The sequence below is a fragment of the Vibrio olivae genome (genome assembly GCF_042428525.1).
In the GTDB taxonomy this organism is placed as follows: Bacteria; Pseudomonadota; Gammaproteobacteria; order Enterobacterales; family Vibrionaceae; genus Vibrio; species Vibrio olivae.
Genome location: NZ_JBHMEP010000002.1, coordinates 328,395 through 340,930, shown reverse-complemented (window position 1 = coordinate 340,930; position 12,536 = coordinate 328,395). Strand labels below are relative to the sequence as shown.

Annotated in this window: 13 protein-coding genes and 1 pseudogene; 6 read left to right on the top strand and 8 right to left on the bottom strand. The window is 45.2% G+C overall.

Annotated features, from left to right (window positions below):
* Nucleotides 1-6 precede the first annotated feature (6 nt).
* A complete protein-coding gene (gene yqfB / locus ACFFUV_RS11360; protein WP_390192624.1) occupies nt 7-330 on the bottom strand; it encodes a N(4)-acetylcytidine aminohydrolase in 324 nt (107 codons plus the stop codon).
* A 351-nt stretch (nt 331-681) separates the two neighbouring features.
* Between yqfB and ACFFUV_RS11355 the strand changes: the two genes are divergently transcribed.
* Nucleotides 682-1,986, top strand: a complete 1,305-nt coding sequence (locus ACFFUV_RS11355; protein ID WP_390192620.1) for a dicarboxylate/amino acid:cation symporter — start codon at nt 682-684, stop codon at nt 1,984-1,986.
* A 172-nt stretch (nt 1,987-2,158) separates the two neighbouring features.
* A complete protein-coding gene (gene nhaD / locus ACFFUV_RS11350) occupies nt 2,159-3,598 on the top strand; it encodes a sodium:proton antiporter NhaD (RefSeq protein ID WP_390192616.1) in 1,440 nt (479 codons plus the stop codon).
* 55 nt (nt 3,599-3,653) lie between these two features.
* On the opposite strand, the gene ACFFUV_RS11345 is transcribed toward nhaD, so the two are convergent.
* Nucleotides 3,654-4,133 carry a methylated-DNA--[protein]-cysteine S-methyltransferase gene (locus ACFFUV_RS11345; RefSeq protein WP_390192613.1) on the bottom strand — a complete coding sequence of 160 codons (480 nt, stop codon included), beginning with the start codon at nt 4,131-4,133 and terminating at the stop codon, nt 3,654-3,656.
* Complete coding sequence (locus ACFFUV_RS11340; RefSeq protein ID WP_390192611.1) at nt 4,130-5,500, bottom strand: AlkA N-terminal domain-containing protein; 1,371 nt, start codon at nt 5,498-5,500, stop codon at nt 4,130-4,132. Before ACFFUV_RS11340 ends, ACFFUV_RS11345 begins: the two co-directional genes overlap by 4 nt.
* Before the next feature lie 160 nt (nt 5,501-5,660).
* On the opposite strand from ACFFUV_RS11340, the gene ACFFUV_RS11335 reads away from it, so the two are divergent.
* The 3 genes from ACFFUV_RS11335 (at nt 5,661) to ACFFUV_RS11325 (ending at nt 7,380) form a co-directional block, all read left to right on the top strand.
* A complete protein-coding gene (locus ACFFUV_RS11335; RefSeq protein ID WP_390192607.1) occupies nt 5,661-5,861 on the top strand; it encodes a hypothetical protein in 201 nt (66 codons plus the stop codon).
* Nucleotides 5,862-6,024: 163 nt separating this feature from the next.
* Nucleotides 6,025-6,606, top strand: a complete 582-nt coding sequence (locus ACFFUV_RS11330; RefSeq protein WP_390192604.1) for an FMN-dependent NADH-azoreductase — start codon at nt 6,025-6,027, stop codon at nt 6,604-6,606.
* A gap of 336 nt (nt 6,607-6,942) precedes the next feature.
* Nucleotides 6,943-7,380, top strand: coding sequence for a DoxX family protein (locus ACFFUV_RS11325; RefSeq protein ID WP_390192600.1), 438 nt, complete (start codon nt 6,943-6,945; stop codon nt 7,378-7,380).
* Nucleotides 7,381-7,471: 91 nt separating this feature from the next.
* Here the strand turns inward: ACFFUV_RS11325 and ACFFUV_RS11320 are convergent, their stop codons facing one another.
* Nucleotides 7,472-8,356 carry a LysR family transcriptional regulator gene (locus ACFFUV_RS11320; protein WP_390192596.1) on the bottom strand — a complete coding sequence of 295 codons (885 nt, stop codon included), beginning with the start codon at nt 8,354-8,356 and terminating at the stop codon, nt 7,472-7,474.
* 140 nt (nt 8,357-8,496) lie between these two features.
* Between ACFFUV_RS11320 and ACFFUV_RS11315 the strand changes: the two genes are divergently transcribed.
* Entirely contained in the window at nt 8,497-8,853 is a 357-nt protein-coding gene (locus tag ACFFUV_RS11315; RefSeq protein ID WP_390192593.1) for a MaoP family protein, read from the top strand.
* Nucleotides 8,854-8,949: 96 nt separating this feature from the next.
* Here the strand turns inward: ACFFUV_RS11315 and ACFFUV_RS11310 are convergent, their stop codons facing one another.
* The 4 genes and pseudogenes from ACFFUV_RS11310 to ACFFUV_RS11295 all read right to left on the bottom strand — a co-directional run bounded on the left by ACFFUV_RS11310 (nt 8,950) and on the right by ACFFUV_RS11295 (nt 12,376).
* A complete protein-coding gene (locus ACFFUV_RS11310) occupies nt 8,950-9,213 on the bottom strand; it encodes a DUF3081 domain-containing protein (RefSeq protein ID WP_390192590.1) in 264 nt (87 codons plus the stop codon).
* A gap of 345 nt (nt 9,214-9,558) precedes the next feature.
* Nucleotides 9,559-9,858 (bottom strand): annotated as a pseudogene (locus ACFFUV_RS11305) (bactofilin family protein); the annotation flags it as partial.
* Between the two features lie 14 nt (nt 9,859-9,872).
* Nucleotides 9,873-10,820: a M23 family metallopeptidase gene (locus ACFFUV_RS11300; RefSeq protein WP_390192587.1), complete on the bottom strand. Its 948-nt coding sequence runs from the start codon at nt 10,818-10,820 to the stop codon at nt 9,873-9,875.
* 167 nt (nt 10,821-10,987) lie between these two features.
* Entirely contained in the window at nt 10,988-12,376 is a 1,389-nt protein-coding gene (locus tag ACFFUV_RS11295) for an SLC13 family permease (RefSeq protein WP_390192584.1), read from the bottom strand.
* Nucleotides 12,377-12,536 lie beyond the last annotated feature (160 nt).

Genomic DNA, 12,536 nt, shown 5'->3' with positions numbered 1-12,536 from the left:
CATGGATTATTCATCAGTCACACGTTCGAAACGAATCACATAAAGCTGCTGGATTCCCGGGTAGATCTCTTGAATCACCGCCTTTAGTTGCGGCAAGGTCATATTCTCCTGCTGGGCATGCGCGTCGTTGAGCTGCGAAAATAAAATCGGCTCCACGGAAAGGATTCTCAGATGACAAAATACTCGCCCCGTTTCTAAAGTCGAAACCTCAACCACCGACTGTGGTTGGTAATCCTTTTCTTCGTGGTTACGTATGGTGATGGTTTTCACACCCGATACGATATCATGCTCAAATCGTTCAAAAAACGTCATCGTCGTCAACAGCGTCATACTTAGGTTCCTAGCTAGGTTTAAGTTGCTCAGACTAGAGCTTTTCTCATTGCAATACAAACCATGCTAAAGATCAGCCAGCCCTTGGCTTTTCCAACCCAAACTGTGAGAAAAAATCTCAACCAATAGATAAGGTTAAATTTCATGATAATTCTGTTATTTTCAATGAAATTAGATGAATATTTTGCATTAAATCCGTTTAGCCAGCGTTAATGACCAACAATAAACAGTGATCAAGATCACATTAGAACACTGATTAAGCGGTTTTGTTTTCTCGTTTCACGCGACCCCTGATAACCTCCTGCACGCTTCGCAATGACCGCGAAGTGAAAACTATAAGGAGTGTTCAAAATGAATACCAAAAAGCCAATGTCACTAACCACACGCGTTATTATCGGTATGGTTACCGGCATTTTAACTGGTTTCGTCATTCGAACCTTATTTGCCGACAACGGATTTATTGATGCCTATATCGTCAACGGATTGTTTGACGTAGGCGGAAAGATTTTTATCGCTAGCTTAAAAATGCTCGTGGTACCGCTGATTTTTGTTTCATTAGTATGTGGCGTGAGCTCGCTAAAAGACATGTCCACTTTGGGCCGCATGGGCGGTAAAACGCTGGCGTTTTATATTACAACAACCGCCGTTGCGATCACGCTTGCATTAACCATGGGCACGCTATTCGAACCTGGAGCAGGTGCAGATTTGACCGCGGCCAGTACGTTTCAATCCGCTGAAGCGCCTTCTTTGGGCCAAGTGTTAGTAAACATGTTCCCAACGAACCCAATCAATGCGATGGCAGAAGGCAAGACACTACAAGTTTTAGTGTTTGCGATTCTATTCGGCGTCGCAGTCAGCGCGGCTGGAAAATCTGGTGAGCGTATCGCTAACTTGTTTTCAGATCTAAATGAAGTGCTGATGAAACTGGTTGCGATGTTGATGTATGTTGCCCCATTTGGTGTCTTCTTCTTGATGGCTAAACTGTTCACTGGCCTTGGATTAAGCGCCATCACCAATCTGGCCGAATACTTCTTGGTGCTTTCAGGAACGCTCATTCTGCACGGCTTGTTCACCTACGGCATCATGTTCAAACTGTTTACTGGCCTCAACCCACTGACCTTTTTCCGTAAGATGGAAGATGCGGTGATGTTCGCCTTCTCGACAGCATCATCAAATGCAACCATCCCGGTTTCGATGGAAACTGCGAAAAATCGTATGGGTGTGGATAATAAAATCGCTTCGTTCACGATTCCGCTTGGCGCTACCGTCAACATGGACGGAACCGCCATCATGCAAGGCGTGGCGACGGCGTTTATCGCGCAGGCCTTTAACATCGACTTATCAATGGGTGACTACCTTGCTGTTATTTTAACCGCAACTCTCGCATCGATTGGTACCGCTGGTGTTCCTGGGGTTGGTCTGGTTATGCTGGCAATGGTACTGAACCAAGTTGGTCTTCCACTTGAAGGTATCGCGCTGATCATGGGCGTTGATCGTCTACTGGATATGATTCGCACGGCGGTAAACATCACGGGTGACAACTGTGTATCCGTGATCGTGGCAAAATCAGAAGGTGCGCTTGACGAAGCGCGTTTTCAAGATCCAAATGCCGGACACAAAGAAGAAGAAATTGTGCTGGCGAAACATGACGCCTAAGCAAATCTCTTTGTTTACACTGTAAACCTAACGCCTCGATCCACTCGAGGCGTTTTTTGTTGCTGCTTGCAAATAAAGTCGTTAATTCAACGAGATCCAACCCATCTCACACCAGACATAAAATGTGCTTCATACACTGATTGAGCCCTAAGCCGATTCAGGAGTATTTGCCATGCCCTTTCCCTTGCAGCGTTCAACGTTACTGCTTCTGTTATTGCTGGTGCCAAGTTCAGTATTTGCCGCCAATGAGGCGTCGCTTGATCTTACCCAAAGCCTCTCAGGCTATCTATGTGTCATGATTTTCCTGATTGCCTACTTACTGGTCACGATGGAAGAGCACTTACAGCTAAGAAAGTCCAAGCCGGTGTTATTAGCCGCAGGGCTCATTTGGGCCATCATTGGCTTTACGTTCCAGGCGCAGGGAAATATTGAGCTAGCGGAACATGCACTCAAAGATAATTTACTTGAGTATGCCGAACTGCTGCTGTTTTTACTGGTAGCAATGACTTACATCAGCGCCATGGAAGAGCGTCGATTATTTGATGCACTGCAGGCATGGATGATTGGTAAAGGCTTTCATTTTCGCTCACTGTTTTGGTTAACGGGCGCTTTGGCCTTTTTTATTTCGCCGATTGCCGATAACCTCACTACCGCACTTTTGATGTGCGCAGTGGTGATGAAAGTCGCGGGTGATAACCCAAAATTTATTAATATTGCTTGTATTAATATTGTGGTCGCAGCCAACGCTGGCGGTGCATTCAGCCCCTTTGGCGATATTACCACGCTGATGGTATGGCAAGCGGGTCATGTCCCTTTCTCTGGCTTTATGCCGCTATTTGTACCGTCTGTCGTCAACTATTTGGTGCCTGCGTTTATCATGTCGCTGTTTATCCCTAACGCCAAACCACGCGTTGAACATAACCATGTAGAGTTAAAACGTGGGGCGCGGCGCATCGTCGGATTATTTCTATTAACTATCGTCACCGCCGTTGCTTTTCACGCTCTACTGCATTTCCCTCCCGTCATGGGCATGATGATGGGCTTAGCTTATCTGCAATTTTTTGGCTACTACCTACGTAAAACGCTAAGTCGCTCACTGGCTCGAAAGAAAGCATTAGCGATCGCCAATGGTGATGAGAATGCGCTACGCCGTCTCGGTTCTGTGGTGCCATTTGACGTTTTCCGCCGCATATCCCATGCGGAGTGGGATACGCTGCTGTTCTTTTATGGTGTTGTCATGAGTGTCGGCGGTTTAAGTTTACTTGGGTATCTATCGCTTATCTCTAATTTGATGTACTTGCAATGGAACCCGATATGGGCAAATACCATGGTGGGCGTACTGTCGGCGATCGTGGATAATATTCCGGTGATGTTTGCCGTTCTGACCATGGAACCCAATATGGCGCTTGGCAACTGGCTTCTCGTCACGTTGACAGCAGGAATTGGCGGCAGCTTATTGTCTATCGGCTCGGCAGCCGGCGTCGCTTTAATGGGCGCATCAAAAGGCAATTATACCTTTATGGGGCATCTGCGATGGGCGCCTGTCATCGCCATCGGCTATGTGGTCGCGATTGGCGTTCATCTTATGCTGAATGCCCACCTATTTGGTTGATTATTAAGTGTTTCAAGCGATGTGAATACTTACTTTGTGATTGCGTTAAATAACCTTATTGTTCCAAATAGCCTTCAAGCCGAAGCAACTGCTGCTTGCGGTCAACGCCACCAGCATAACCAGTGAGTTTGCCATTTTTTCCAATCACTCGATGGCAAGGCACAATCACTGATAACGGATTTTTGCCGTTAGCTAGACCAACCGCTCGTACCGCTTTCGGATTACCGATAGCCTGTGCTAATTGCTGATAGCTCCATACGTGTCCGTACGGAATGGTGGTTAATGCTTGCCAAACTTGTTGCTGAAATGGTGTTCCTTTGGCAGCAAGTGGCAAATCAAAAACACGGCGTTGTCCCAAAAAATATTGTTCGAGTTGACGTCTAGCCTCTCGCAATACGGTATGTTCGGGATCGTGCTTACCGAGTTGTTCAGGCTGGGTCGTATGCACTTCAAACCAAGCGCCAAGTAGCCCTTGGTGATTCGCTTGTAGCGTAATATCACCAAGCACGCTTGGCATCGAACAATAAGAATTCATTGGCTGTGACTCCAAAGATGAAACGTAGCGTAGCTGCCCCAAGGTGAGGCACTGTTTGGATTTAAATCTGGGAATAAGGCATTCATTTTTTTGACAATCAGGTCGCCATCTAAAAAACGGTTCGGATCAGACAACCCGCGTAAAGCAGCATAATTGACCGTCCAAGGACCGATACCTTTTAGCGCTATCCAGGCATCCAAATCGTCTTTTTCGTCCGTCAGACACAAATTAGCAAAGCGTACTAACGTCTGCTTACGACTCAAAGGCATCGGAAGAAAGCTCAAATCTGACGTCGCCAACTGCTGCGCTGACGGAAAGCGGACGGCCTCTTCCGTGCCAGCAACGCCAGCTACCAATCGATTAAGCTGGGTAATGGCACCTTTAACTGAAACTTGCTGGCCCAAGATAGCACGAATACCTGCCTCCCATGCATTCCAGACCCCGGGAATGCGAATACCAGAATACCGCACTAAGCCAGGAGCCACTCGATTAAGATGCTGCTCAACGGCATTAATATCGGTATTTAAATCAAACATCACTCGTAAGCGACTCACCAGTGCTTTGAGTTGGCGAATGTCATTAAGCTCAAATTCTATTGTCAGAGCTTGCTGGCTCTGGTGCCGAGCAGAAAACCAGCCAAGACTGCCATCGATATCAACGTAGCGTTGGTAATAATCCGTTCCCACATTTTCGATACCGCGAATCGCACGTAGCGCGTAAAAATCACACATTCTTTGCCAATCTAACGGGCCATGAAAACTCAGGTCAATTCTATTCTCAACCTGAACGGGGGCTCGCCTCCGTACCTGGCTTGGACTCAATTGCAGCCCTTTTGCGAAAGCATCATTAAAGCGGCGCGTGCTATTAAAACCGCTGGCGTAAGCAATATCCGTTACACTCATCGAACTTGAAAACAGTAGCTGTTTCGCGAACATCAGTTGATGGTATTGGGCATAGCGCTTAGGTGACATTGATAGGTAGCGCTCAAATAGTTGGCGTAAATAACGGGCGCTGATGCCAAGCCGCTGAGCTAAAGCATCTACTGAACCGCCGCTGAGCGCTCCTTGTTCAATAAGCGTAATGGCCCGCTGAAAGGTCGTTTCCGTCCCTTTCCAGGCCCAAGAACCCGGCGCGCTGTCAGGACGACAACGCAAGCAAGGGCGATAACCGGCTTCAAGCGCTTCTGCTTGATCGATAAAGTACTCGACGTTTTGCTCTTTGGGTAAATTGGCTGGGCATATTGGCCGACAGAAAATACCCGTGGTTTTCACCGCAACATAGAAACGGCCATCAAAGCGCGAATCTCTCGCAAGACGAGCATGATGACAATCTTGTTCTGTTAACGGGCTAGCAGCACCTAAGGCCATAAAACTTATCCAAACTTACATTTGCTCTCAGTGTAGCGAGATCAACATCAATGACTAGCCATTTTCGGAGGTCAAAGTCGACAAAATAGAAAACAAATTTGGATGTTTCAGAGTTAATACACTGAGATTTAATCTCAGTATAATAAGACAGGACGTTGGCATGAAACTTCACTCTTGCACTATAGTGCTAAAAAACCATCATGTATTGACACTCGACTCTGTGGAGCAATCCCTCGGCGTACTCGAACAATATAGCCAAAACCATATTGAAAAGGTGACGATTGACGCCCTTGATGGCCAGCAATTGCATAGCTATCAGCTCTCTTTTGAAGAGTCACTAGAAAGCTTGATGAACTTGTAAAAACGCCCCTAACTCTGAGGCCGTATCCATCGTGACAACACGATCACGGCCTTTTCTATTCTAAAACTTCGAACATCTCGCTCAATGTCTTGGTATGTCTTTATGACTCAAACTTAACTAAAGTGTTTCGACTTTGTTTCCATCCATTTTTTATGAGGCAATAATGTCCAATACGTTAGTTCTTAAATCCAGTATTCTTGGCGAACACTCAAGTTCAAATCAATTGATCGACCAAGTTTTTCAAGCAAACAGCACCACTACAGTACGTGACCTTGCTGTTGATACCCTTCCTATTCTGGATTTAAACGTTGCCAGTGCGTTGCGTGGCTCAGAAGACGAACTGAATGATGAACAAAAAGCATTGCTCACGCTTTCAAACCAACTCGTTGCAGAACTAAAAGCCGCAGATACTCTGATTATCGGTGCGCCAATGTATAACTTCATGATTCCAACTCAGCTCAAAAACTGGATTGATTTGATTACTCGCGCGGGAGTTACGTTCACTTATACTGAAAACGGCCCGCTAGGTTTGGTGGAAAATACCAAAGCCATCATTGTCACCACACGTGGCGGTATCCATAAAGATACCGATCGTGACGCGATTCATGGTTATCTAAAAACCCTACTTGGTTTTATTGGCATCACTGACGTCGAGTTTGTCTTTGCAGAAGCCCTAAACATGGGTGACGAACCTGCGGATCTTGCTCGCAAAGCAGCGCAACAAGAGCTAGCAGCTCTGATTTAAAAGCCATGCTTTAAACAACTCAGATGCAATAAAAAAGAGCCTTAATGGCTCTTTTTTATTGCTCAATTTTTTTGTTCAAGTTATCCAGATAATATTATAAAACTTTGGAATCAGGTTCAAAATAACTAGACCTACGCTTTATCAAACCTAGTTATTCAGTCATTTAAGTGCCCATTTGGACAATAAAACCACGAAACATTATTATTCGAATTTTTTGAACAACTATATCAATATCGATAGCTGTTTCTTGTCCATCGAGAGAACTAAACTTACTTTAAATCATGAACGGTATCGTCCAGTTCGACATCAGATATTCATTTTATTGAGGTAAGTACAATGAACGCTCTAATCAAAAAAATCACCACATCAACGGCTGGCTTTGCCCCTTTAGCTTTACGTATTCCGGCTGGCATCATCTTTATGGCTCACGGTTCTCAAAAACTATTCGGTTGGTTTGGTGGCTACGGCCTTGAAGGAACAGGTCAATGGATGGCGTCTATCGGTATCGAACCAGGCGTTCTGATGGCTGGTCTTGCAGGTAGTGGTGAGTTCTTTGGTGGTCTATTGTTGCTTATCGGTTTATTGACACGCCCAGCGGCAGTTGTAACAGCGTTTACTATGCTGGTGGCCATTCTCTCTGTACACATCTCAAATGGCCTATTTATGTCAAATAACGGCTACGAATATGCTCTTGCGCTGTTAGCAATCAGCGTATCGCTTGCATTTTCTGGCGCGGGTAAAGTTTCTGCTGACGAAATCATCAGCCGTAAATAACCCAACAAGATAAAGACGAATAAAAAGCCTCGACATATTGCCGAGGCTTTTTTATTTGAAGTAAACGTCTTATTTAACGTTAATCAATTAACTAGTTTGTTTCTGCTAATTTTTGCAAGCTGTACGCTGTCAGCGGATCGATATCTTTCACTAATTCTTCAACCTGCTTAATTGCCTCAACAGAGGTACTTGCTTTGCGATAACTCAAATAGATCGGCCTACTCCAATCTTCCACGCCATCAACTTGATGCAACTGCCCACGGCGAATAAACGGTTCCACCAGAGAGATAGGTAAATAAGCACTGCCACCCTTTTCGAGAATAAAATCAAGCGCGATACGGGCTGTAGAGGTGCGTAAATAAGGTGCAGGGACTTTCGGATGCCTCTCGGCGTATTCCGAAGAAAAGCGCGTTCCCCAGTCAACATACACGTATTGTTGTTCAAACACAGAGTCAACATCAGTGGGCTTAGTGGAAACTAACGTCAACACCGTATCCGCCACCTTTTTACAATGCAGTTCATCTGCTTTGATCTGGTCAAACGCAAACGCCATGTCCAGCGTGCGCTCTTGCAAGCTGCGAATCAGCGATTCTCGGCTCATGACTTCTGCCATAAAGCCATAACCACTAAACGCGCTGGTAACAACGCTTAAACAGTTTTGCAGGTAGGAATCCCATACATTCGGTGTGCCGCCCATGGTTAACTGCAGGGCTTTGCCGTTTTCCATCGACAACTCAAACTTTGCCTGCTGTAAGGTCGTGACCATCACTTCAGCGTAACTAACAAGACGCTCACCTGACGATGTGAGCTTGATATTGTTTCTATCGCGTAGAAAAAGCTGAGTATCAAAGTAGCTCTCAAGCTGCTTAATTCGGGCGCTCACTGCGGCTTGGGTTATATACAAATTTTCTGCAGCTCGACCAAAATGGCGAACTTTCGCTAACTCTAAGAATGTTCTGAAGACTTTTACGTCCATTCCCTTTTTTTCCTTGGCCATAAAACCGTCATAACAATAAGCAACAATTATCATGACGATAAAAAAAATTTGTTTTTCTTTTGTCGAATTTACGCCTAATTTTCGCAATGAATCATTTATACAGATATAGAGGCTGTGACATGTCTGACTTAGAATTTCGTCCAGGCAAAAAACGATTTTACGACAATGTAAAATTCCCAAGAGGTTTTGCAAAGTCAGGGGATTTCACTCTTAACGAAGAGGAAATTCTCGTTACTTATGGTGATACTATGCTGGCTCTAGAGTCTGGTCAACTTGAACCCGACAATAGCGAAGAAAAGCATTTTATTAAAGTGGTTGAAAACCCGGGTAAAGCGAAAACCAAACTGGAAAGAACTTGGTTGAAGTACACACAACTGGCTCGTGGTCGCAAGCGTTTTCATACCTTAAACGGTCGCAGTAAACCAGACGCGAGCGAAGATTACTCAGAGGACGAAAGCCTAGTCGAAGAAGACTAACCCAACCTCGAAAATGATTTGAGTGTCGAGCCACACGCTCGACACTATATTGATATTCAAGCCGCTTTGCGATAATTCGCTGAAAAATCGGCTTGGTTATTCTTGGTCTTGTTTGGCTAAAGCTGCGACTTTTTTCACAAACTCTTCTTTGAGCCTTTCTTGTTCATAATCAAGGTGATATGTGTTGTGGAACCCCAACTTCAACTCCACACCATTGCCTTTCATATACACGGTATAACCATCATAATCCGATAGCGCTTCAATTCCCTCATAACGTTTACCATGCTCAGTGGGAGTGCCATATTTCATGACCTTCTCATAAGCCAGTAATACTTTGGTCGGTTCGAGATCATTTTTCATTTTCACTCCTCATCAATGATGAAAAAATCATTTAAAGTATTGAGCATACAATCAGTTTTTGCCACATAGTGCAACCAAATCAACAACCAATTTACACAATGTTAACGCATAAGATGTGGAGTGATAGATCCCAAATTGCAGGCTAATGATGAGAAGAAGAGCATCGGTCATAAAAGCAAAAGGAGCCTTGAAGGCTCCTTTTTAACGCTGAGGTTCGGATGGAAAGGGAGATTAACCTTTCGCTGTCGCTTGTTTTTTTACTCCCGCGACCGGCTTGGTCGGCGCTTTCACGTTATTCGTAGACTCTTTGCTTGAGTTTACGGGTGCTGAAGTGTTCGAAGGCGTCGCGGTGGCGGCTGGTTTCAGATCCACCACATGTTCCGGCGCCTTGTCTTTAGACTTTGCCGGATGGGTTACACCATTAAATTTACCGCCTTGCTCAATGCTAAGATCGTCGGTGTAAATCGTCCCACTCACGCGACCCTTGGCTAAGATCTCAATCTTATCTGCACTGCAATTGCCTTCAAAAATACCGTTGATCACAACTTTTGAAGCAAAAATATCGCCTTTCACCTGGCCCGATTCACTGACCACTAATGTCTTACTGACGTGGATCTGTCCGTCGATAATACCGTCAATCTGAATATCGCTTTCGAGCTTTAGCTCCCCGGTGACAAAGCAACCTTTTGTGATGAGAGTTGTAGCTGATTGCTGACTCGTAACTCCACCTTGTCTACTAAAGATTCCCATCGGATACCTCTTACGCTACTAAATATTGATTCAAAGTCATTGACGCCCCAGTTAATGAACGGCTTGGGGTCTAACGCTCTACCTACAAAGCGAATCTCGTAATGAAGGTGCGGACCAGAGGACAAGCCACTGTTACCGGAATACGCTATAAGATCGCCTTTTTTAACAAACTCTCCTGTCTGCACTTTAAACTTACTAAGGTGCAGAAAGGAGCTGGAAAAACCGTATGAGTGCTGAACTCGTAGGAAGTTACCAGAACCTTTATTACTTGGTCTAACTACTTCTACCACACCATCTGCAGGGGCATATACTGGCGTACCAATATTGACTGCAAAATCTTGACCTCGGTGCATTTTCCGCTTACCGGTTACCGGATGGATACGAGACCCATATCCAGACGACGTGCGCGCATTGACAACCGGTGGCCCACTTGGAATCTGAGTTAACATTTGCATACGAACCGAGGAGGTAATGGCAGCGGTATCGAGACGCGTCTCTAAACGGCTTTCCCCTTCGGTATCTTCCATCCCAAGTACCTTTTCCAATTCTCCGAGACGATCCGACACTAAGTTGATCCTCTCTTCGCGCTCCAGCAGATCACTTTCCAAATTGAGCTTGAGATCGCGAAGTGATCCTAACTCTTCGGTCAGCGTGGAGGACTTACGTTCCAACTCATGCTGCTTAAGTTTAGCAAAGTCTACTTCGTCTTTAAGATAATAGATGGTACCGCCAGTTGTGCAGATTGCTGCAAACGTAAGAATACCAGCGCCTTTAAGGCACTTGCGAAGCATTTTGCTTACATGAAAGTGTCTCGTGCCACTAATGGACGAAACGGAAATAACGAGCGTTTCTTTCATTTAATTCTTTAGTTCAGCTAAACCACTAAAGCGGATACTATCAAGAAAAGCCGTAAACGCTAGCTTTTCGTAGTACTATTTACCGCATAAAGTGGATCAAGCTCTCAATCAAAAAAAGGGAGGCTTGAAGCCTCCCTTTGATCCTTAATATTGCTAATTTTTGGTCGTTACGCCCAAAATGTCATAGCGATGAAGGTCAATACCACACCACAAACTAAATTTAATACTAGCCCGACTCTCAGCATTTCACTCTGCTTAATATGCCCCGAGCCAAAAACAATCGCATTGGGTGGTGTGGCCACTGGCAACATAAACGCACAAGATGCCGCTACAGCAATTAATACCGATAACACCACAGGAGATAACCCAAACGCTTCGGCCACCGTCGCAAACACAGGAATCAGCAAGGCTGCGCTTGCGGTGTTACTGGCGAACTCGGTCAGAAATACCACGAAAAAGGCGATCACCGCGATGATCAAAATTAAACCGAAATGCGCAATTAAATCACTCAGCATGTTTGCCAAGAAGAGACTTGTACCGGTCTCTTTCAGGACGTTGCTTAAGCAAATACCACCACCAAACAGCAGCAATACACCCCAGTCCGCGGTTTTCTCGATATCTTTCCAATGCACCACTCGAGCAAAACTAACTGCAATGATCGCTCCCAGTGCAATCAAGGTATCGAACTTGGCATAGCCGCCGATCATAGCGTTGATCGGTTTGCTGAATATCCAAAGAAAGACGGTAAGCGAGAAAATAGCCAAAGTCACCACTTTCCCTTTATCCCAATCGACCGCCTCTCGATTCAATTCGAATTTGCCGTTTAAGTCGGGTTTGACGAGCAAAAACAGCACCACCAGTGCGACAGGTAACATAATCAATGTCGTCGGAATACCAAACGACATCCAATCGGTAAAGGTTAGCCCAACTTCCGCTGCCGCTATGGCGTTCGGAGGGCTGCCGACCATCGTCGCGATGCCACCAATACTGGCACTGTAAGCAATACCAAGTAACACAAAGACATAAGTTTTATGCCCACTCTCTTCATTGACTTTACTCAAAACCCCTAACACCAAGGGCAACATCATTGCCGTTGTCGCGGTATTACTTATCCACATGGATAGAAAGGCCGTCACACCGAACAACATGAAAACCGCGACACTCATCTTACCTTGAGCCATCAAAAGCACTTTGTCGGCAATGACGCGATCAAGACCTTGCTTATGCATCGCGGCCGCTAAGGCGAAGCCACCCAAAAACAGAAAAATAATCGAATTGGCAAAGTTGTTAAGTGCGGTTTGAGTATCAAACACGCCGAGGGCAACCGCCAGCACCGGGACCAATATCGCAGTCACGGTAACGTGCAGAGCCTCGGTCAGCCATAAAACCGCCACAAAGACGAGTATGCTCAGTCCAAGTACGACATTAGAGTCAAATGGGAGAGTAAAATAGAGGATTAAAAACAGCACGATATCCGCAAGGACAATCAAACTGTTACGGTGAAAAAACCATTCTCGGGTGTTCGTGGGCAAAGGGACACTATCGTTTCTATTCATTATTATGCTTCCTTGTAGGGGCTGTGTAGCAACGATATGATCCCACATGTTGTCACTCACCGATAATAATCATTGCAATTTTGTTACCCTTATCATAAACATGGATATAAATTTAACACACTGATAACAATAGAATTATTAAACTAATCTATCGAATGAT